Origin of the sequence: Streptomyces sp. NBC_00354 (assembly GCF_036106915.1) — a bacterium.
In the GTDB taxonomy this organism is placed as follows: Bacteria; Actinomycetota; Actinomycetes; order Streptomycetales; family Streptomycetaceae; genus Streptomyces.
In genome coordinates this window covers 2,740,376-2,760,581 of the sequence record NZ_CP107983.1, presented here as the reverse complement: position 1 = coordinate 2,760,581, position 20,206 = coordinate 2,740,376, and the positions used below count along the sequence as shown (strand labels likewise).

The 20,206-nt window shown below is 72.8% G+C and carries 18 protein-coding genes; 12 read left to right on the top strand and 6 right to left on the bottom strand.

Annotated elements, in window-relative coordinates; all coding sequences use genetic code 11:
- Nucleotides 1-8: 8 nt before the first annotated feature.
- The 5 genes from OHT74_RS12025 to gatB all read left to right on the top strand — a co-directional run bounded on the left by OHT74_RS12025 (nucleotide 9) and on the right by gatB (nucleotide 5,905).
- Nucleotides 9-2,207, top strand: coding sequence for a putative bifunctional diguanylate cyclase/phosphodiesterase (locus OHT74_RS12025; protein WP_443047358.1), 2,199 nt, complete (start codon nucleotides 9-11; stop codon nucleotides 2,205-2,207).
- A gap of 126 nt (nucleotides 2,208-2,333) precedes the next feature.
- Nucleotides 2,334-2,630 (top strand): Asp-tRNA(Asn)/Glu-tRNA(Gln) amidotransferase subunit GatC, encoded by a 297-nt coding sequence (gene gatC / locus OHT74_RS12020; protein WP_007266718.1) that lies wholly within the window; start codon nucleotides 2,334-2,336, stop codon nucleotides 2,628-2,630.
- A gap of 5 nt (nucleotides 2,631-2,635) precedes the next feature.
- On the top strand, nucleotides 2,636-4,132 hold the full coding sequence (gene gatA / locus OHT74_RS12015; RefSeq protein ID WP_266663482.1) for an Asp-tRNA(Asn)/Glu-tRNA(Gln) amidotransferase subunit GatA: 1,497 nt from the start codon (nucleotides 2,636-2,638) through the stop codon (nucleotides 4,130-4,132).
- A complete protein-coding gene (locus OHT74_RS12010) occupies nucleotides 4,129-4,374 on the top strand; it encodes a hypothetical protein (protein ID WP_030010588.1) in 246 nt (81 codons plus the stop codon). The genes gatA and OHT74_RS12010 overlap by 4 nt, the downstream gene beginning before the upstream one ends.
- Before the next feature lie 37 nt (nucleotides 4,375-4,411).
- Nucleotides 4,412-5,905: an Asp-tRNA(Asn)/Glu-tRNA(Gln) amidotransferase subunit GatB gene (gene gatB, locus OHT74_RS12005; RefSeq protein WP_266672664.1), complete on the top strand. Its 1,494-nt coding sequence runs from the start codon at nucleotides 4,412-4,414 to the stop codon at nucleotides 5,903-5,905.
- A 79-nt stretch (nucleotides 5,906-5,984) separates the two neighbouring features.
- On the opposite strand, the gene OHT74_RS12000 is transcribed toward gatB, so the two are convergent.
- A complete protein-coding gene (locus OHT74_RS12000; RefSeq protein ID WP_328620237.1) occupies nucleotides 5,985-6,578 on the bottom strand; it encodes a GNAT family N-acetyltransferase in 594 nt (197 codons plus the stop codon).
- Nucleotides 6,575-8,725, bottom strand: coding sequence for a penicillin acylase family protein (locus OHT74_RS11995; RefSeq protein ID WP_328620236.1), 2,151 nt, complete (start codon nucleotides 8,723-8,725; stop codon nucleotides 6,575-6,577). Before OHT74_RS11995 ends, OHT74_RS12000 begins: the two co-directional genes overlap by 4 nt.
- Before the next feature lie 61 nt (nucleotides 8,726-8,786).
- On the opposite strand from OHT74_RS11995, the gene OHT74_RS11990 reads away from it, so the two are divergent.
- Nucleotides 8,787-9,521: a siderophore-interacting protein gene (locus OHT74_RS11990; protein WP_266663476.1), complete on the top strand. Its 735-nt coding sequence runs from the start codon at nucleotides 8,787-8,789 to the stop codon at nucleotides 9,519-9,521.
- A 93-nt stretch (nucleotides 9,522-9,614) separates the two neighbouring features.
- Here the strand turns inward: OHT74_RS11990 and OHT74_RS11985 are convergent, their stop codons facing one another.
- Nucleotides 9,615-10,115, bottom strand: coding sequence for a DinB family protein (locus OHT74_RS11985; RefSeq protein ID WP_328620235.1), 501 nt, complete (start codon nucleotides 10,113-10,115; stop codon nucleotides 9,615-9,617).
- A gap of 73 nt (nucleotides 10,116-10,188) precedes the next feature.
- A complete protein-coding gene (locus tag OHT74_RS11980; RefSeq protein ID WP_266672662.1) occupies nucleotides 10,189-10,986 on the bottom strand; it encodes a GNAT family N-acetyltransferase in 798 nt (265 codons plus the stop codon).
- A gap of 60 nt (nucleotides 10,987-11,046) precedes the next feature.
- On the opposite strand from OHT74_RS11980, the gene OHT74_RS11975 reads away from it, so the two are divergent.
- The 6 genes from OHT74_RS11975 (at nucleotide 11,047) to OHT74_RS11950 (ending at nucleotide 18,659) form a co-directional block, all read left to right on the top strand.
- Nucleotides 11,047-11,436 carry a signal peptidase I gene (locus OHT74_RS11975; RefSeq protein ID WP_030295063.1) on the top strand — a complete coding sequence of 130 codons (390 nt, stop codon included), beginning with the start codon at nucleotides 11,047-11,049 and terminating at the stop codon, nucleotides 11,434-11,436.
- Nucleotides 11,437-11,637: 201 nt separating this feature from the next.
- Entirely contained in the window at nucleotides 11,638-13,887 is a 2,250-nt protein-coding gene (locus OHT74_RS11970; RefSeq protein ID WP_328620234.1) for an MMPL family transporter, read from the top strand.
- 39 nt (nucleotides 13,888-13,926) lie between these two features.
- Nucleotides 13,927-14,481: a GNAT family N-acetyltransferase gene (locus OHT74_RS11965; protein WP_266663467.1), complete on the top strand. Its 555-nt coding sequence runs from the start codon at nucleotides 13,927-13,929 to the stop codon at nucleotides 14,479-14,481.
- A 103-nt stretch (nucleotides 14,482-14,584) separates the two neighbouring features.
- A complete protein-coding gene (locus OHT74_RS11960) occupies nucleotides 14,585-15,178 on the top strand; it encodes a hypothetical protein (RefSeq protein WP_266663465.1) in 594 nt (197 codons plus the stop codon).
- A 179-nt stretch (nucleotides 15,179-15,357) separates the two neighbouring features.
- Nucleotides 15,358-15,525 (top strand): hypothetical protein, encoded by a 168-nt coding sequence (locus OHT74_RS11955; RefSeq protein ID WP_168724336.1) that lies wholly within the window; start codon nucleotides 15,358-15,360, stop codon nucleotides 15,523-15,525.
- Between the two features lie 80 nt (nucleotides 15,526-15,605).
- Entirely contained in the window at nucleotides 15,606-18,659 is a 3,054-nt protein-coding gene (locus OHT74_RS11950; protein WP_443047356.1) for a helix-turn-helix transcriptional regulator, read from the top strand.
- On the opposite strand, the gene OHT74_RS11945 is transcribed toward OHT74_RS11950, so the two are convergent.
- Both OHT74_RS11945 and OHT74_RS11940 read right to left on the bottom strand, forming a co-directional pair.
- Nucleotides 18,625-18,792 (bottom strand): DUF6191 domain-containing protein, encoded by a 168-nt coding sequence (locus OHT74_RS11945; protein ID WP_323139658.1) that lies wholly within the window; start codon nucleotides 18,790-18,792, stop codon nucleotides 18,625-18,627. The two genes, OHT74_RS11950 and OHT74_RS11945, sit on opposite strands and share 35 nt — an antisense overlap.
- Before the next feature lie 51 nt (nucleotides 18,793-18,843).
- Nucleotides 18,844-20,070 (bottom strand): PQQ-dependent sugar dehydrogenase, encoded by a 1,227-nt coding sequence (locus tag OHT74_RS11940; protein WP_266663461.1) that lies wholly within the window; start codon nucleotides 20,068-20,070, stop codon nucleotides 18,844-18,846.
- Nucleotides 20,071-20,206: the final 136 nt, after the last annotated feature.

The window sequence follows — 20,206 nt, the reverse complement described above, 5'->3', positions numbered from 1 at the left end:
GGACGGGCATGAAACCCACCGAAAGCGCCGACCCGTCACCTGATGTCGGCGGGGAGATCCCGTCCATGCGGGCGGGCCGACTCGGTGTCCTGCGTTCCAGGACGCCGGACACCCACCCGCTCGACACCGGCGCGGGATCGGGCGGAGCGGCGCAGCGCACCGTGCTGCCCTTCATCGTCGTGGGCCTGTCCGCCGTGGTCCTCGCGGCCGGCATCGTCTCCGGGCTGAGTGACCGTCATGCCCTGTTCCCCGGCGGCCCGGTCGGCTGGGCGCTCGCCCTGCTGACCGGCATCATCGTCGGCCACCTGGTCGCGCTGGGCCGGGACCGCTGGTGGGGTGGCACCGGGTCGGGCGCGGCCCTCACCCTCGGCGTGCTCATCCTGTACGGGTGGGTGCCCGCGGGACTCGTCTCGCTCGCGGTGGTCTCCCTGGTCGGGGCCGCGCGCCGGCACCGCTGGCGCCAAGGGCTGCTGCACGGCGCCACCGACATCCTCGGCATCGGCGCGGGGGCCCTCGTACTCGCCGCGTTCGGCGACGCGCCGAGCGTCGAGACGCCGTGGCGGCCCACCACCTGGGGGCCGGAGGCGGTCCCCGAGATCGTCCTGGTGGCCCTGGCCTACCTGCTGGTCACCAAGGTGCTGCTGTGGCTCGCGCTGACCCCGCGCGGCGGCGCCCTGCCCACCGTCGCCCGCACGGCCCTGCTCCGGCAGGCCTTAGTAGCCGTCGCCCTGCTCGGCATCGCCCCGCTGATCTGCGTGGTCGCCGTGACGCAGCCGGTGCTGCTGCCGCTGTTCGCCGTACCGCTGATCGCCCTCGACTCCACCCTGTGGATCGCCCGGGCGCGCGCCGAGGAACAGCTGCGCGATCCGCTGACCGGGCTGCCGAACCGGCAGTGGCTCCTGGAGCGGGCGTGGTCCGCTCTGGACGAGGCTGAACGTTTGGGCACCCGGTCAGCTCTTGTGCTGATCGACCTGGACCGGTTCCGCGCGGTCAACGACACGCTGGGCCACCTCGCCGGCGACCGGCTGCTCCTCCAGATCGCCGACCGGCTCCGCCAGGCCCTTCCCGAGGACGCCGAGGCCGCCCGCCTCGGCGGTGACGAGTTCGCCGTGCTCCTGCCCGTCGCCGACTCCACCACCAGCGCCCAGCGGGTCGCCCGCCACCTGGTCGCCGAGCTCAGCTCGCCCCTCGACCTGGACGGCCTGACCCTCGTCCTGGAGGCCAGCGCCGGCCTCGCCGTCTTCCCCGACCACGCGCTGGACGCGGAGGGGCTGCTGCGCCGCGCCGACGTCGCGATGTACCAGGCGAAGCGGGACCGTACGGGCGTGGAGGTGTACGAGTCCAAGCGGGACAGCAACACCCCCGACCGCCTCGGCCTCCTCGGCGATCTGCGGCGGGCCCTCGACGCCGGTGAAGTGGAACTCCACTACCAGCCCAAGGTCCGCTTCGACGGCCAGGTGGCCGGGCTCGAAGCCCTGGTGCGCTGGGTGCATCCGGAGCGGGGCCGGGTCTCGCCGGACGAGTTCATCGCGATCGCCGAGACCTCGGGGCTCATGCCGCACCTCACCGAGTACGTCCTCGAGACGGCCCTCGCCCAGGTGGCGCGGTGGCGGGCGCAGGGCCTGAAGGTCCCCGTCGCCGTCAACGTCTCGCCGCGCGACGTCCACACGCCCGGCTTCGCGGGCGCGGTCGCGGCCCGGCTGGCCCGGCACGGGGTCCCGGCGAGCGGGCTCCAGCTGGAGATAACGGAACACGTCCTGCTGGAGGACCCGCAGCGCGCGGCCGACACCATGGCGGGCCTGACGGGCCACGGCGTCAAGATGTCGCTCGACGACTTCGGCACGGGCTACTCCTCCCTGGTGCACCTGCGGCGGCTGCCGGTCAGCGAGCTGAAGATCGACCGCTCGTTCGTGGCGCGGCTCGCGGTGGACGCGCAGGACGCGGAGATCGTGCGCTGCACGGTGGACCTGGCGCACTCGCTGGGACTGCTCGTCGTCGCCGAGGGCGTGGAGGACGACGAGACCTGGGAGCGCCTGCGCGACCTGGGCTGCGACGCCGTCCAGGGCTGGCTGGTCGCGGCCGCGATGCCCCCGCAGGAGGCCACGGCCTGGCTCCTGGCCCGCGGCGAACGCGGCTGGCGCCGCCCGGCGGACATCACGGCGGAACTCTCGGCCTCCCCGACCCGCACGGAAACCCCGGCCCAGTAGCCGACGCGGCGGCCGGCGCCAGGGCCCGCAGGGACTCCCGGTGGGAAACGGTTTCGTGGGTCCGGGGCCCGGCCCCATAGGATTGGGCACGAAACTACACACTCACCACCCCCAGAGGATCGCTGCATGCCTGGCATCACGCGCGAGGAGGTTGCCCACCTCGCTCGGCTGGCACGTCTGGAGCTGAAGAGCGAAGAGCTCGACCACTTCGCTGGACAGCTCGACGACATCATCGGCGCGGTCGCCCGCGTTTCCGAGGTCGCCGACCAAGACGTCCCGCCGACCTCCCACCCGCTGCCGCTGACGAACGTCATGCGCGCGGACGAGGTCCGACCGTCGCTCACCCCCGAGCAGGCGCTTTCCGGCGCTCCCGCCCAGGAGCAGCAGCGTTTCAAGGTGCCGCAGATCCTGGGGGAGGACTAACAACCATGACTGACCAGATCATCAAGCTCACGGCAGCCCGGACCGCCGAGAAGATCGCCTCCGGCGAGCTCACGGCCGTCGAGGTCACCGAGGCCCACCTGGCCCGCATCGACGCGACCGACGAGAAGGTCCACGCCTTCCTGCACGTCGACCGCGAGGGCGCCCTCGCCCAGGCGCGCGCCGTCGACGCCAAGCGCGAGCGCGGCGAGAAGCTCGGCCCGCTGGCCGGCGTCCCGCTCGCCCTCAAGGACATCTTCACCACCGTCGGGGTCCCGACCACCGTCGGTTCGAAGATCCTCGAAGGCTGGATCCCGCCGTACGACGCCACCCTGACGCGCAAGCTCAAGGAAGCCGACGTCGTCATCCTCGGCAAGACCAACATGGACGAGTTCGCCATGGGGTCCTCCACCGAGAACAGCGCGTACGGGCCCACCGGCAACCCCTGGGACCTCACCCGGATCCCCGGCGGCTCCGGCGGCGGCTCCGCGGCCGCGCTGGCCGCCTTCCAGGCCCCCCTCGCGATCGGCACGGACACCGGTGGCTCCATCCGCCAGCCCGCCTCCGTCACGGGCACGGTCGGTGTGAAGCCCACGTACGGCGGTGTCTCCCGCTACGGCATGGTCGCCTTCTCCTCCTCCCTCGACCAGGGCGGCCCCTGCGCCCGTACGGTCCTGGACGCGGCGCTCCTCCACGAGGTCATCGCCGGCCACGACCCGCTGGACTCCACCTCCATCGACGCCCCGGTCCCGCCGGTCGTCGAGGCGGCCCGCAACGGCTCCGTCGCCGGCATGCGTGTCGGTGTCGTCAAGCAGTTCGCCGGCGAGGGCTACCAGGCCGGCGTCGTCCAGCGCTTCAACGAGTCCGTCGAGCTCCTCAAGGAGCTGGGCGCCGAGATCGTCGAGCTGGACTGCCCCTCCTTCGACCTCGCGATGGCCGCGTACTACCTCATCGCGCCGTCCGAGTGCTCCTCGAACCTCGCCCGCTTCGACGCCATGCGCTACGGCCTGCGCGTCGGCGACGACGGCACCAGGTCCGCCGAGGACGTCACCGCGCTCACCCGCGAAGCCGGCTTCGGCGACGAGGTCAAGCGCCGCATCATCCTCGGTACGTACGCGCTGAGCTCCGGCTACTACGACGCGTACTACGGCTCCGCCCAGAAGGTCCGCACGCTCATCACCAAGGACTTCGAGAAGTCCTTCGAGCAGGTCGACGTGATCGTCTCCCCGACGACCCCGACCACCGCCTTCGCCATCGGCGAGCGCACCGACGACCCCCTCGCCATGTACCTCGCGGACCTGTGCACCATCCCGACCAACCTGGCCGGCAACTCCGCCATGTCGCTCCCCTGCGGCCTGGCACCGGAGGACGGCCTGCCGGTCGGGCTCCAGATCATCGCCCCGGCGATGAAGGACGACCGGCTGTACAAGGTCGGCGCCGCCGTGGAGGCAGCCTTCGTCGAGCGCTGGGGTCACCCGCTGCTTGAGGAGGCACCGTCCCTGTGAGCACCAGTGCACTGACCAAGGCCAAGGGCTTCAAGAAGTCCAAGACCGGCACCTACCTGTCGATCGGCACCACCGCCTTCGGCGCGATCAGCGTGATCAAGCAGGTCAAGAAGGCCCGCAGCGAGCACGACGTGCTGAAGCTGGTCGACGCCGCCGTGTCCGCCGCCGCCATCGTCACCGGCCTCGCGATCCTGTACCGCGAGCTGAAGCGCCTGGGCGACGACGACGTCCTGCTGGGCTGAGAGGGAAAGTTTCACCGTGAGCACCTACACCGAACTGATGTCGTACGAGGACGCTCTCGCCTCGTTCGACCCCGTCATGGGCCTCGAGGTCCATGTCGAGCTCGGCACCAAGACCAAGATGTTCTGCGGCTGCTCGACCGAGCTGGGCGCCGAGCCCAACTCGCAGACCTGCCCCACCTGCCTCGGTCTGCCCGGCTCGCTGCCCGTCGTCAACGCGATCGGCGTCGAGTCGGCCATCAAGATCGGCCTCGCGCTGAACTGCGAGATCGCCGAATGGTGCCGCTTCGCCCGGAAGAACTACTTCTATCCGGACATGCCGAAGAACTTCCAGACCTCCCAGTACGACGAGCCGATCGCCTTCAACGGCTACCTCGACGTACAGCTGGAGGACGGCGAGATCTTCCGCGTGGAGATCGAGCGCGCCCACATGGAGGAGGACACCGGCAAGTCGCTGCACGTCGGCGGCGCCACCGGCCGTATCCACGGCGCGTCCCACTCCCTGCTGGACTACAACCGCGCCGGCATCCCGCTCATCGAGATCGTCACCAAGCCGATCGAGGGCGCGGGCGAGCGGGCCCCCGAGGTCGCCAAGGCGTACGTCGCCGAGCTGCGCGAGGTCATCAAGGCGCTCGGCGTGTCCGAGGCCCGGATGGACAAGGGCCAGATGCGCTGCGACGTGAACCTGTCGCTGCGCCCGACCCCCGAGTCCGAGTTCGGCACCCGCAGCGAGACGAAGAACGTCAACTCGCTGCGCTCCGTCGAGCGCGCGGCCCGCTTCGAGATCCAGCGCCACGCGGCGGTGCTCTCGTCCGGCGGCACGATCGTGCAGGAGACCCGGCACTTCCACGAGGAGGACGGCTCCACCACCGCCGGCCGCATCAAGGACAACGCCGAGGACTACCGGTACTTCCCGGAGCCCGACCTGGTCCCCGTCGCCCCGGCCCGCGACTGGGTCGAGGAGCTGCGCGGCGGCCTGCCCGAGATGCCGCGCGTGCGCCGCAACCGGCTCCGCGAGGACTGGGGCGTGAACGAGCACGACATGCAGTCGATCCTCAACGCGGGCGCGGTGGACTCCATCGTCGCCACCATCGAGGCCGGCGCCGACTCGACGGCCGCCCGCAAGTGGTGGATGGGCGAGCTGGCCCGCAACGCCAACGAGCAGGGCGTCGTCGTCGACGAGCTGCCGATCACCCCGGCCCAGGTCGCGCGCGTCGCGGCCCTGGTCGCGGCCGGTGAGCTCAACGACAAGCTGGCCCGCCAGGTCCTCGAGGGCGTCCTCGCCGGCGAGGGCACCCCGGACGAGGTCGTCGAGAAGCGCGGCCTGAAGGTCGTCTCGGACGAGGGCGCGCTCGGCGCGGCCGTGGACGAGGCCATCGCGGGCAACGCGGCCATCGCCGACAAGATCCGTGGCGGCAAGGTCGCCGCCGTCGGCGCCCTGGTCGGCGCGGTCATGAAGACCACCCGCGGCCAGGCCGACGCTGCCCGCGTCAAGGAGCTCATCCTGGAGCGCCTGGGCGTGACCGAGGGCTGACCCCCTCCTGCCTGAACGCCCGGAGGCCCCGCACCTGTCGGTGCGGGGCCTCCGTCGTCTCCGTGGGCGTGACGCCCGGTCAGCGGGCCCGCGGGGCGCTGAGGAAGGCGAGGCGGGCCTGCTTGGCCGGCAGGTAGACCTCGGGCAGGTCGATCTCGGGGAGCTCGATCTCCGGGCCGAGCACGAAGCCGGTGCGCTCGAGGCGGGCGATGGCCTTCTCGTTGCGGGCGTCCGGCTCGGCGACCACGCGGCGGGTGCGGCCGTCGGACCAGACGAACCCCATGAAGGCGCTCATCAGGGCGGCGCTGAAGCCGTGCTGGGGCGACCCATGGGCGGGGCTGATCAGCAGGTGCACGCCGGTGTCGCCCGGCTGGACCTCGTAGCACTCGCCGACGCGGTCCTCGGCGCAGTCGTACGTCTGGAAGAGCCCGACCGGCTCGCCGTCGCGGCTGACGATGAACGCGTGGTGCGTGGTGCGTCTGTCGACGTCCTCGTAGATCTCCTGGACCAGCTCGCGGCCGGCCTCCCTCATGCCCCAGAAGGCGGCGCGCTCCTGGGTGACCCAGCTGTGGATCAGGGCCGCGTCCCCGGCGGGGTCGACGGGGGTGATGGTGACCGTGCCGAAGCCCTCGACGAGCTGGGTGTGCACGGGGCGGCGGGTGGACGTGGTCATCTGGAGGTTTCCTTCGTGAGGCGGGTCCAGTCGGTGACGACGGGGACGAGTTCGCACTGCGCCCAGAACGGCAGCTGGTCGCGGTGGTGGGGCGAGCCGGTGACGCCGTCCGCGCCGAGCGGGACCGCCCAGAGGCTGTCCTCGCGGCGGGCCAGGTCCCAGACGTAACGGGCCGACGATGCACGGGCGGTGAGATCGGTGAACCCGGGGACGGTGGACGTGGCGTTGACGCAGTCGTGGTCGCCGCCGAGGCCGGGCCACTCGGCCTCCGGGTCGGGGAGCGCCGACCAGGGGGCCAGCCGGTGGACCTCCGACCAGGGGGCGTCGGGGCGGGCGGCGGCGGCCGTCTCCTCCAGGGCGGCGCGGACGTGGGCCGCGCGGTCGAGGCCGGGGAGGAGGGTGGTGGTCAGCAGGCCTTCGAGGGCGTAGCCGATCTTCGGGACCAGGTACAGCCAGGGGTGGAACACCTCCGGGCCGCAGGGGGCGTCGGCGAGTCCGGCGAAGACGGGGTCGGCGGCGAAGCGGCGTACGGTCGCGGTCCGGAAAGCCGAGAAGACGGTCGCGTCGGTGCTCTCGGCCGCCATGTGGCGGTCCCAGGCGAGCAGCCGGGTGCGCAGCGCGGCGGCCTCGGGGGAGAGGTCGTCGAGTCCGGGCAGCAGGGCCAGCAGCGGCTCGGCGGAGGCCAGGTAGGTGTCCCGGTGTACGTCGGCCATCGCCTTCGGGGTCCAGTCCGCGGAGCCGGAGAGCAGCTCGCGGATGCGGTTGGCGCGGTGCGGGGGCGCGAACTCCACGCCGAGTGGCGAGGCGATGCCGCGCGCGTTGGCCATGACGGCGAACGCCTGCACGGGCTCGGCGGGGGTCTCGGCCCAGCCCTGCCAGGCGTACTGCGGATCCCAGGCGGGCACCGGGCGCAGCCGGTTGGCCCGGTGGCGCAGCGGGACCGCGCCGGCGACGCGGTGCAGCAGGCCGCCCTCGGCGTCGGCGGCGTGGACGACGTTGACGGGCTCGGCCCAGCCGTCGAAGGCGCGGTCGATGTCGGCGACGGTACGGGCGCGCAGCAGGGCGGGCAGGACGGCGAAGCCGAGGTCGCGGCGGACGCGGGGCGGGTAGCGGAGGGCGAGGGTCTGGCCGCCGCCGTCCGTCTCGTCCCGGATGATGACGGGGCCGCGCGCGGTCTCCAGGACCTCGACCTCGACCGGGTCGGCGCCGGCGACGGCGACGGTCTCGGTGTGCCGGGCGACGGGCTCCCATGCGCCGTCGGGGCCGAGGGCCTCGATCACGCCGGGGGCGGCGGGGGCGGTGCGGAGCTGTTCGGCGTACAGGTCCTGGTAGTCGGACATGGCGTTGGTGATCGCCCAGGCGGCGCTGCCGGTGTGCCCGAAGTGGCCGAGGCCGGGGATGCCGGGGACGGCCAGGCCGAGGACGTCGTACTCGGGGCAGGAGAGCCGTATCTGCTGGTACACGCCCGGGTCCTCGATGAACCGGTGCGGGTCGCCCGCGATGATCGCCGAGCCGGTGGCGGTCCGGTCGCCGGGGACCAGCCAGCCGTTGCTGCCGGCGGTGCCGGGGCCGTCGGTGGCGAAGAGGGTGACGGCCTCGTCGCCGAGGGCGCGGGCCACGCGCTCGCGCCACAGCTTGGTGGCGAAGCCGGCGAAGAGGATGTGGGTGGCGATCCAGATGGCGAGGGGGACCCAAGGCTCCCACGGGGTGGGGGTGTGGCCGGTGCGGGCGAACCGCTCGTCGCGGGCGGCGCCCTCGGCCAGCCCGTCGTTGACGCCGTCCACGTAGGCCCGCACCCAGGCGGCGGTGTCGGGGTCGAGTGCCTCGTGGCAGCGGCGGGCGGTGTCGGCGAGCCGGGACAGGCGGGCGAACCGGTCCCAGGCGACGGACTCCGGGCCGAGGAAGGCGGCGCTGGAGCCCTGGGCGCGGTGGCGCTCGACCTCCAGCTGCCAGGCGCGGTCGAGGGCGGTGGTATGGCCCTGGGCGTAGGCGAGGCGGTCGGCGTCGGCGGCGCGGAGGTGGGGGATGCCCCAGTCGTCGCGGTAGAGCTCGAAGGCTTCGGCTCCGGTGGCTTCGGCTCCGGTGGCGCCCGCTCCGGTGGTGTTCGCGTCGGCGTCGTCCGCGTTGATCACAAGGCTCACACTCATCCCCCAGTGTATTAGGTTAGGCTGCCCTAACTATAGGGGCTCAAGGGAGGGGTGGTCACACATGGGAGGCGTCGGCAAGGGCTGGGAGGGCGTGGTCCTTCGGCTTCTGCGGGGCAAGGACTTCACGTTCACGGTCACGGGCGCGGAGGACGTCACGGAGCACTACCGTCGCGTGCACGTGACGGACGGCGGACTGCTCGCGGCGGCCGGCGAGTCGCTCCACCCGACGATGTGGGTGCGGCTGTGGTTCGAGAGCGCCGGCAAGCCGCACACGCGGGCGTACACCCTGGTCGACCCGGATCCGGCGGCGGGCACGTTCAGCCTGGAGTTCGCGCTCCACGACGGTGCCGCGAGTGCATGGGCGCGGGCCGCGAAGCCGGGCGACACCATCGAGGCCACCGTCCAGGGGACCGGTTTCACCGCCCCGGCGCCCGAGCCCGAGCGGCTGCTGGTGATCGGCGACCCGGCCTCGGTCCCGGCGATCAACTCCCTGCTGGACGCCTACCCGCAGACCCCGGCGACGATCTGGCTGGAGACGCAGCACGCGTCGGACGCCGACCTGCCGGTACGGCTGGACCCGGCCCGGCACGAGATCAGGCGGGTCGAGCGCACGGGCTCGGCACTGGTGGAGCAGGTGAAGACGGAGCTCCCGGAGCTCGTTGCGGACCCGGCGTCGGCGTACGTCTGGCTCGCCTGCGACACGGCGACGACACGGACGCTGACGGCGTACCTGCGCAAGGAACTGGCCCTGCCGAAGCAGCGCGTGAACGGTCTGGGCTACTGGCGGGCCGCCTGACGGGCCTTCGGGCCCTGCGGGCCTGCGGGCTTGCGAGCCTGAGGGCTTGCGGGGCTGAGGGCCCGACGGGGCCAGGCGGCCCCGCCGGGTGCGTCAGGCTCCGGTGGCGCCGTCGACGGCCTCGCGCAGGAAGTCGGCGTGGCCGTTGTGGCGGGCGTACTCGTGGATCAGGTGCAGCATGACGAGGCGCAGTGAGGCCTCCTCCTTCCAACTGGCCACGTACGCCGTCACGTCGAGGGACTCGGCGGCCGCCTCGATGCGGCGGGCGTGCGCGACCTCCGCCTCCCAGGCGGTGAACGCCTCCTCGCGGGTGGCGCCGGCGGCGTCGTAGGCGGCCTGGAAGTCGTGGGTGTCGGACCAGAGGTGGGGAAGCTCCTCGCCGTTCAGGGTGCGGCGGAACCAGTGCCGCTCGACCTCACCCATGTGCCGGACCAGGCCCAGCAGGGAGAGGGCGGAGGGCGGCGACGAGGGGCGCCGCAGTTCCTCGTCGGTGAGGCCCTCGCACTTCCAGGCGAGGGTGGCCCGGTGGTAGTCGAGGTACGCGCGCAGGGTCTCGCGCTCTTCGCCGGTCAGCGGCGGTCCAATGCGTTCCATGGCTCGATCTTGCCCGGGAGACGCCGGGGCCGGAAGGCCCGCGGGCCAAGTGGGCCGTGCCCTGCGGGGGCGGCTACGCGGTCCCGGTCCAGACGTACGGCACCGTCGTGCCCAGGCGTGTGAAGCCCAGGCGTTCCAGGATCGGTCGGCTGTCGTCCGACGCGTCCACCTGGAGGTAGCGGATGCCGCGCTCCGCTGCGATGCGGGCCCGGTGGGCGACCAGGAGGCGGTAGATGCCGCGGCCCCGCCACTCCGGGAGGGTGCCGCCGCCCCAGAGGCCCGCGAAGGAGGAGCCCGGGCGCATCTCCATGCGGGCCGCGCTGACCGGGGTGTCCCCGGCCATCGCCACCACCGCCGCGACGGTCTCCGGCTCTTCCTTGAGCAGGGTGAGCAGCAGGTGCCGGATCCGGGGGCGCTCCGTTCCGAAGGCCTTCGCGTGCACGTCCATCATCAGGTCGACGCCCGCCTCGTCCGTCACCACCCGCAGGGTGACCCCCTCCGGCGGCTCCACCGGCAGTGCGGCGAGTTCGTCCACCCGCCCCACCAGCAGGGTCTCGGCCGGCTCCGGGACGAAGCCCGCCGCGCGCAGCCGGTCCCCGAGATCCGCCGGCCGGTCGTGGTCGTACAGCTTCCACTCGAAGTCGCCGGCCCCGCGCCCCGCGAAGTACGCCACCTGCGCCGCGATCTCCGCGTCCGCCGTCTCCTCGTCGAGGTCGGACCAGAGCACGCCGTTCCACCCCGGTCCGGGCACGGTCTGCCGTACCACCGCCCCCGCCCGTTCCACCCTGGCCTCCGCGGCGTCCGGCAGTGCGTCGCGGCGCATCTCCCGGTCGTACCGGTCCCGTACCTTCAGTAGTTCGTCAGGACTCATCGTCATCGGCCCAGCTCACCAGCCGCCAGCCCGCCCGCACAACTGCATTAGCCTCACCCCGTGAACGACGACTCCATCTACACCGGCAAGGCCACCCCGGACGCCGCCACCGACCGCGGCTGGCTCCTCGGCCACTTCAAGGACCCCGCCGATCCGCGCCACAGCAAGGACGTGGAGATCAAGTGGGGAGTCCACCCGAAGGGCGACGAGCGGGCCCAGTGGGTGCGGGGCGAGGAGCGCACCGCGCTGCAGGTGCTGATCAGCGGGCGCTTCCGGCTGGAGTTCCCCGGCCGGACCGTCGTCCTCGCCGAGCAGGGGGACTACGTCGTCTGGGGCCGCGGAGTCGACCACTCCTGGTACGCGGAGGAGGACGCGGTGGTCCTCACCGTCAGGTGGCCCTCCGTCCCGGGCTACCGGGCCGACGAGCCGGACGGCCCGTCGAGCGGATGACCTTGGTCCCGTGCGGCTCCGCGCCCCTGTGACGATGCACACGAAAGGGGCCAACGATCACGAAACGCTGGGATCGTGGCGGTGTATACCATCTTGGCCGATACCCGGGGCGATCCCCCGGGCTTCCGGCCTTCACGAGTTCCAGTGTCTTTGCGTCGGGCAGCTCCCGGTGAAGATCCGAACCACCAGGGAGCACGTCCGTTGGCAGCGATCGCACGGTGGTGCCTGCGGCACCGGTTGATAGCCGTTCTCCTGTGGCTGCTGGCGCTCGGGACCGCCGCCGCGGCAGCAGGGACCGCCGGATCGGCGTTCTCCAACGACTACGAGGTTCCGGGCACCGAGTCCAGCCGTGCCCATGCCCTCCTGCGGGCGGGCTTCCACGGCCACGGCGGTGACACCGACACCATCGTGTGGCGGGCCCCGGAGCATCAGAGCGTCCGGACTCCCGACGTCGAGCAGCGCATGACCGAGGCCCTCGACGCCATCGCCGCGCTCCCCGGCGTCGGTTCGGTCGCCGGCCCCTACGGCGCGGGGCCCGAGAGCGTCGCGCAGATCAGCCCCGACGGGCGCACCGCCTATGCCGTGGTGACGTTCGACCAGCAGGCCGACTCCGTACCCAAGGCGCAGGCCGAGGCCGTCGTCGACGCCGCGAAGAACCCCGCCACCGAGGCGGACGGCCTCCAGGTCGAGCTCGGCGGCCGGGCGATCGCCCTGACCGAGGCGCCCACCGCGCACGTCGCCGAGGTCATCGGCGTGGCCGTCGCGGCCCTCGTCCTCTTCCTCGCCTTCGGCTCGCTCGCCGCGAGCCTGCTGCCCATCGCGACCGCCCTGGTCAGCGTCGGCACCGCCTACTTCGGCATCACGCTCCTCGGGCACGCCATGCCCGTCGCCGACTTCGCCCCGATGCTCGGCACCCTCGTCGGGCTCGGCGTAGGCATCGACTATGCGCTGTTCATCGTGACCCGGCACCGCAAGGGCCTCATGCGCGGCCTGCCCGTCGAGGAGGCGGCCGAGCGGGCCGTCGCCACCACCGGCCGGGCCGTCGTCTTCGCCGGGGCCACCGTCTGCATCGCGCTGCTCGGCATGCTGGTGCTGCGGCTGAACTTCCTGAACGGCGTCGCGATAGCCGCCTCCCTCACGGTGGTGCTGACCGTCGCCGCCTCGGTCACGCTGCTGCCCGCCCTCCTCTCGTACATCGGCATGCGCGCCCTCTCGCGCCGTGAGCGCCGCAGGCTCGCGGCCGAGGGTCCGCGGCCCGAGACGCCCACCGGGTTCGCCGCCCGCTGGTCGGCCTTCGTGGAGCGGCACCCCAAACTGCTCGGCGCCGTCGCCGCGCTGGTCATGGTGGTGCTGGCGCTGCCCACCTTCTCGCTTCACCTGGGCACCTCCGACCAGGGCAACAACCCGGCCGGCTCCACCACACGGAAGGCCTACGACCTGCTCGCCGACGGTTTCGGACCCGGCATGAACGGTCCGCTCACCGTCGTCTCCCGCCTCGACGGCGCCGGGGACCGGATAGCCGTCGATCACCTGGCCGAGGCGCTCCGTGCGACCGAAGGCGTCGCCGCCGCCGGCCCGGCCGTCTTCAACCGGAGCGGGGACACCGCCGTCCTGACCGTCATACCGGACTCCGCCCCGCAGTCGCGGGCCACGAGCGAGCTGGTCACGACGCTGCGCGAGGACGTCATTCCGGGCGCCGGGCACGGCAACACCATGGACGTCCACGTCGGCGGTGTGACCGCGGGCTACGACGACTTCGCCGACGTCATCGTCGGGAAACTGCCGCTGTTCGTCGGGGTGGTGATCACCCTCGGCTGCGTCCTGCTGCTGCTGGCCTTCCGGTCCCTCGGCATTCCGCTCAAGGCCGCCGCCATGAACGTCGCGGCCGTCGCCTCCTCCTTCGGCGTCGTCGTCGCCATCTTCCAGTGGGGCTGGGGCAGTGAGCTGCTGGGCCTGGGCAGCGCCGGTCCGATCGAGCCCTTCCTGCCGGTGATCATGGTGTCGGTCCTCTTCGGACTGTCCATGGACTACCAGGTGTTCCTGGTCAGCCGGATGTACGAGGAGTGGCTGGAGACGGGCGACAACCGGCGGGCCGTCCGCGTCGGTCTCGCCGAGACCAGCCGGGTGATCAACTCCGCGGCGGTCATCATGATCTCCGTCTTCCTGGCCTTCGTGCTCAGCGGCGACCGGATCATCGCGATGTTCGGCATCGCTCTCGCCGCAGCCGTCGCCCTCGACGCCTTCGTGCTGCGCACCCTCCTCGTCCCGGCGCTGATGCACATGCTCGGCGGCGCCAACTGGTGGCTGCCCGCCTGGCTGGACCGCAGGCTGCCCAAGATCAGCATCGAGCCCCCCGAGTGCCGTTCGCGTGCGACACTTCCGGCGCAGCGACCCGGTGCCGGCTCCGCCACGAGCGAGGACGGCGCCGAGCCCGCCACCGCATCCCGGTGATCCGGCAACCCGCCGTATGAGACCCAAGGAAGAAGCCGCATGTTCTCGATAGACCTCGCCGACGACGCCCAGCTGTTTCCGCTGGAGGTCTGGCACGCCGAGGAGTTCCTGGCACACATGGACCGCGGCCGGGAGTTCATCGGCGAGCACATCGTCCTGGCCGACTACGTCACCGACCTCGACTCGGCGCGCGGCTTCCTCGCCACATACGCACAGAAGACGGCCGCCGACGGCGGGCGGATCTACGGCATCCGGGTCGGCGGCACCCTCGTCGGCGGGGTCCTCTTCCGGACTTTCGACGCCGAGTCGGGCAACTGCGAGGTCGGCTGCTGGCTGGAGCCGACGGCGGCTGGCCGGGGCCTGGTGTCCAAGGCCTGCCGCGTCCTGATCGACTGGGCCTTCCACGAGCGCGGCATGCACCGCGCCGAGTGGCACGCCTCCTCCGCCAACAAGAAGAGCCTCGCCGTCGCGGAGCGCCTCGGGATGACCCGCGAGGGCGTCCTGCGCGAGGCCTACCCGTACCGCGGCGTCCGCCAGAACACCGAGATCTGGGCCGTCCTCGCCCACGAGTGGCCGCCTGCTCCCACCGCCTGACACCACCCGCCGCGGCCCCGGTCCGGGGCCCGCGGCCGGCCCGGCCCGACCGCGTCGGCGCATTCTCAGAAACCTCTCAGACAAGCCGCCTACGGTGCCCCGCATGGACACCACGAAGACCGCCGACCCGACCGCTCCCGAGGCGGACACCGCCGAGCCCCAGGCCGCAGAGGCCGCCGAGGCCAAGGCCGACCTCAAGGACGCCCCCGCCGCGGAGACCGCCGAGGCCACCGAGCCCGCCCTCTCCGACGAGGAGCTCGAGGACGCGCTCCACGACGACCTCGACGACACCGAGAAGGTGTCCGACGGCGTCGGCGCCGCGGCCTCCGCCGTCGTCGCGGCCGGGCTCGGGCTCGTCGCCCTCAGCGGCAGCTGGGTCTCGCGCGTCATAGCCGAGCGCCAGACCCTCGTGGGCCAGATCGAGTCGGTCAACGCCGCCACCACCGAGGCGAAGATCGAGGCCCTGTACGGCGACGCCTGGCACATGACCGCCCTCGTCAACGGCGTCCTGTCCACCCTCGCCCTCCTCCTCGCCGTCTTCGTGCTGGCCCGCCCCGCCTTCGGCGCCCCCGGCCGCACCCTCCCGACCTGGGTCCGCGCCGTCTCCTGGGCCGCCGTCGCGCTCGGCGCCCTGGGCGTCCTGCTCTTCGGCCTCATGTACTTCGACATCCTGGCTCCCCTCCCGAAGGCCGCCTAGGACACCCCTAAGCCCCCCTCCTAGGCACTCCCGGTCCGACCCGGGGTCCTTCGGCCGCGGCCTAAGGACCCCTGCCCCGTACAGATGCGGCATGCGCCCGATGTGCCGGCACCCCCTGGGACGCGAATCTTGGATCACACCGAACGAGGTGCCGAGAAACGCAGACCAGGGAGTACGAGATGTTCGAGTACGAGATCGCCACCGCCCGCCGCGCCGACCTCATCCGCGAGGCAGACGCATACCGCCGGGTCCAGGAGGCCAAGAAGGCGCGCCGCGCCTCCTCTCGCAGCCAGGAACCCGAAGGGCCGGTGAGCGGGCAGCGCAGCCGCTTCACCCGCGCCGCGTAGCCCGCGCCGCGAAACGCGTGGACCGGCACGTGATGAGAAGCGCACCGATAACGAGTGCCGTCGGCCCGGGATCCTGTGCGATGCTCGGCGACGTGGAGACCAGATCTGTCAGCCCGGTGTTCGTCGGCCGAGCCGACGAACTGGCGGTACTCACCGACGCATTGGCCCGCGCCGCGGGCCAGGAGCCGCAGGCGATGCTCATCGGGGGCGAGGCCGGGGTCGGAAAGACCCGCCTCACCGAGGAGTTCCTCGGCGAAGCGGCCCGCCGCGGTGCGGTCGTGGCCGTCGGAGGCTGTGTGGAGATCGGGGCGGAGGGACTTCCCTTCGCCCCGTTCTCGACGGCTCTGCGCACCCTGCACCGGCAGCTCCCGGGGGAGTTGGCGGCCGCGGCCGCCGGCCAGGAGGACGAACTCGCCCGGATCCTTCCCGAACTCGGCGACACCCCCCGCGGCCCGCACGACGAGGAGAGCACCGCCCGGCTCTTCGAACTGACGGCCCGGATGCTGGAGCGGCTCGCTGCCGACCGCACCGTCGTCCTCGTCCTGGAGGACCTGCACTGGGCGGACACCTCCACCCGGCACCTGCTCTCCTACCTCTTCCGCACCCTCGCCGGCGGCCGGCTCGTCGTCGTCGCCACCTACCGGGCCGACGACGTCCACCGCCGCCACCCGCTGCGCCCGCTGCTCGCCGAACTGGACCGGCTCCGCACCGTCCAGCGCATCGAACTGCCCCGCTTCAACCGGGCCGAGGTGCGCCGCCAGCTCGCCGGCATCCTCGCCGCGCAGCCCGACGAGGCCTTCGTGGACTCCGTCTTCGACCGCTCCGACGGCAACGCCTTCTTCGTCGAGGAACTCGTCGCCTGCCGGGAGAGCGGCTGCCGCGCCGGACTCACCGAGTCCCTGCGCGACCTGCTGCTCGTGCGCGTCGAGGTGCTGCCGGACGCCGCCCAGCGCGTGGTGCGCATCGTCGCCGAGGGCGGCTCCACCGTCGAGTATCCGCTCCTGCGCGCCGTCGCCGGGCTGACGGAGGACGAGCTGATCGAGGCCCTGCGGGCCGCCGTCGGCGCCAACATCCTCCTCGCCACCACCGACGGCGACGGCTACCGCTTCCGCCACTCGCTGGTCCGCGAGGCCGTCAGCGACGACCTGCTGCCCGGCGAACGGGCCCGCGTCAACCGCCGCTACGCCGAGGCCATGGAGGCCGACGGCTCGCTGATCCGAGCCGAGGAGGGGGTCATCCGGCTGGCCAGCTACTGGTACCACGCCAACGACGCCGCCAAGGCGCTGCCCGCCGTCCTCGCCGCCTCGGTCGCCGCCCGCCGCCGGCACGCCTACTCCGAACAGCTGCGGCTGCTGGAGCGGGCGCTGGACCTGTGGGAGAGCGCGCCGGAGGAGGTCCGCGAGGCGCTGCGCCCGGTGGACTACACCGATGTGTACCCTCCGTGCGGCTGCGACCCGGCCACCACCCCGCTGCAGCGGCTCGACCTGCTGGCCGAGGCGACCGTCGCCGCCCGCTTCGGCGGCGAACGCGAACGCGCCCTGAAGATCACCAAGACGGCGCTGCGCCTGCTGGAGGAGGACCAGGACCCGCTGCGGGCCGCCTGGTTCTGGACCGAGCGCTCCCGGCTCGTCTCCAGCCTGGCCCGTGGCGACGGCTGGGAGGAGCTCGCCAAGGCACAGGAGCTCGTCAAGGGGCTGCCCCCGTCCCAGGTGCACGCCGAGGTCCTGGTCCGGGCCGCGGGCTGGGGCATGCTCCACAACCCCGGCCCCGGCAACCTCGACGCCGCGGAACGCGCCGTCGACTACGCCCGCATGGTCGGGGCCGAGGAGATCGAGCTCAACGCCCGCATCACGGTGGGCTGCCTGCTCACCGACTCCGGCGACGCCGAGCGCGGCCTCGCCGAGATGCACGCGGTCCGGGAGCGGGCCACGGAGCTGGGGTTCGTCATGCTGGCGGGACGTGCACATATCAACCTCACCTCTCAGCTGGAAAGTACGGGCCGGTCCCGCGAAGCCGTGGAACTGGCCGAACAAGGGGTCGAACTCGTCAAGAAGGCCCGGTTGCTGGACACCGAGGCCTGGCTCAGCGGGAACATGGCGGAGAGCCTGTACAACCTCGGCCGCTGGGACGAGGCAGCCGAAGCCGCCCGGCGCGCCCTGAGCGTCGGCCAGAGCGCGGCCCCGCGCGGCTCCGCCTCCGCACGGCTGTCCTACCTGGCCCTGGCGCGCGGCGAAACGACCGAGGCGACCGGCCGGCTCGCCGCCGCCCACACCCACTTCGGCACCCACGACAGCCAGCCCCAGCACCGCATTCCGCTCTACCGCCTCGCGGTCGGCGTGGCCGCGGGGGAGGGCCGGATAGCCGACGTCCGCGCGGAGATCGCAGATGCGGTTGCCCACGGCTTCCCGCTCGGCCACCACCGCTACGCCTGGCCGCTGCTGCTCGCCGCCGCCTCCGCCGAGGCGGACGCCCGGGGACTCCCCGTTGCCGACGCCGGCCGCGAAGCCGCCCTGGACGTGCTCCGCGGCGCCGCCCGCGCCCTGGCCACCCCGGTGCCCGTGTGGACCGCCCACGCCGAGTTCTTCCGCGCGGAGCTGCTGCGCGCCGAGGACCGGGACACCGCCGCCGACTGGGCCGCCGTCGAGCAGGCCGTCCGCCCGCTGGAGCGCCCGTACCTGCTGGCCCGCGCCCGCCACCGGCTCGCCGAGGCCCTGCTGGCCTCCGGCGGCTGCCGCGAGACCGCCGCCGTCCTGCTCCGCGAGGCCTACGCCACCGCGGACCGGCTCGGCTCCCGCAGGCTCCGCGAGGACCTGGCCCTGCTCGCCCAGCGCGCCCGGCTCCCGCTCACCGAGGCCGACACACCCCCGGCCCTGCCCGCACGGGACACCGACCCCGTCGAGGCCCTGGGCCTGACCAGCCGCGAGCGCGACGTACTGCGCCTGGTCGCGGCGGGCAACAGCAACCGCCAGATCGCCGAGGAGCTCTTCATCTCCCCGAAGACAGCCAGCGTGCACGTCTCGAACATCCTGGCCAAGCTGGGCGTCGCCGGCCGCGGCGAAGCAGCGGCCCTCGCCCACCGGCTGCGGCTGTTCGCGCCCCTCACTCCTGCGGGGGCTGCTCGGCCGGGCGTATGAGCACCTTGCCGGAGTCGAGGTCTATCGGACCGCGCCCCGGATCGCCGTCGTTCACGTCGGTCCGGGACAGCTCCAGCCGCTTCTTCTCCTCGTCCGTGTGCTTGCGCCCCGGGTTGAACAGCTCCTCGATCATGTTGAACACCGTGCCCACCGTGCCTTTCGCCCCCCACCGGGGACCCGTCGGTTACCGCACCGTCAGTGTCAGGATCCTGTCGTCGCCCGCCTCCGGCGATCCGCGCCCGTCCGTCTCGCTCGTGACCAGCAGCAATCTGTCCCCGCCGAGGGCTATCACCGTGCGCAGCCGGCCGTACTTCCCCGTCAGGAAGGCCTCCGGCTCGGCCACCGGAGCGGCCCCGGCCAGCGGGATCCGCCACAGCCGCTCGCCCTTCAGCCCGGCCATCCACACCGAGCCCTGCGCCCAGGCGATCCCGCTCGGCGAGGCCTCGTCGGTCTTCCACACGGCCACCGGATCACGCAGGCCGGGCCTGCCCGCCTTCCCCTCGGCCTCCGGCCAGCCGTAGTTCGCTCCGGGCTCGATCAGATTCAGCTCGTCCCAGGTGTTCTGGCCGAACTCGGCCGCCCACAGCCGTTTGTCCTTGTCCCAGGCCAGGCCCTGCACATTGCGGTGCCCGTAGGAATAGACGACGGAGTCGGCCTCCGGATTCCCGTGCACCGGCTGCCCGTCCGGGGTCATCCGCAGGATCTTGCCGCCCAGCGACTTCTTGTCCTGCGCGAGCCCGGTGTCGCCGGTCTCGCCCGTCCCCGCGTAGAGCATCTTGTCCGGGCCGAAGGCGATCCGGCCGCCGTTGTGGACCAGGCCCTTGGGGATGCCCCGGAACACCGTGTCCGGCGCGCCCAGTTGCTGACCGGGGTCCCTCTGCTCGTCGTAGCGCATCCGGGCGACGCGGTTGTCGGACTCCGTCGTGAAGTACGCGTACACCATGCGGTCCGAGGCGTACGAGGGCGACAGCGCGAGCCCCAGCAGCCCGCCCTCCCCGCCCGGGGCCACCCCGGGCACTTTGCCGATCGGCGTCACCTTGCCCGTGGCTGCCGCGACCCTGCTGATCGTCCCCTTGTCCCGCGAGGCGACCAGCAGGTCCCCGCCGGGCAGCGGGGCCACGCCCCACGGAGACTCCAGGTCCTTGGCGATCTCGCCCGCCACCGTCACGGAGCCCTTGGCCGGCGGCGGGGCGGCCTCCGACGAGCCGGACGGGGAGCCTGCGGGGCCGGCCGCCGATGGTGTGGGTGCCGCGCGGGGTGGTGAGCTGCCCGCCTTGCTGCCGGGGGCACCCGCCGGTGCGCAGCCCGCCGCCAGCAGAGCCCCGCATCCGGCCAGGGCGAATGCCGCCAGCACTCCACGGGTCCGGGTGCGCGGGCCCTCGTACAGCTTGTGCGCCTGTCCGTATCGCATCGTCCTGCTCCCCTTCGGTCCTGCGATCGTGCCTTTCATCTGCCTCAACAGCTGCGGCAGTTCCCGAAGTTCCACCACTCGTACACCCGATCGAGTGGTTGTGTCGGCGCCGGACCCGGCCACGACCCGGACCCGG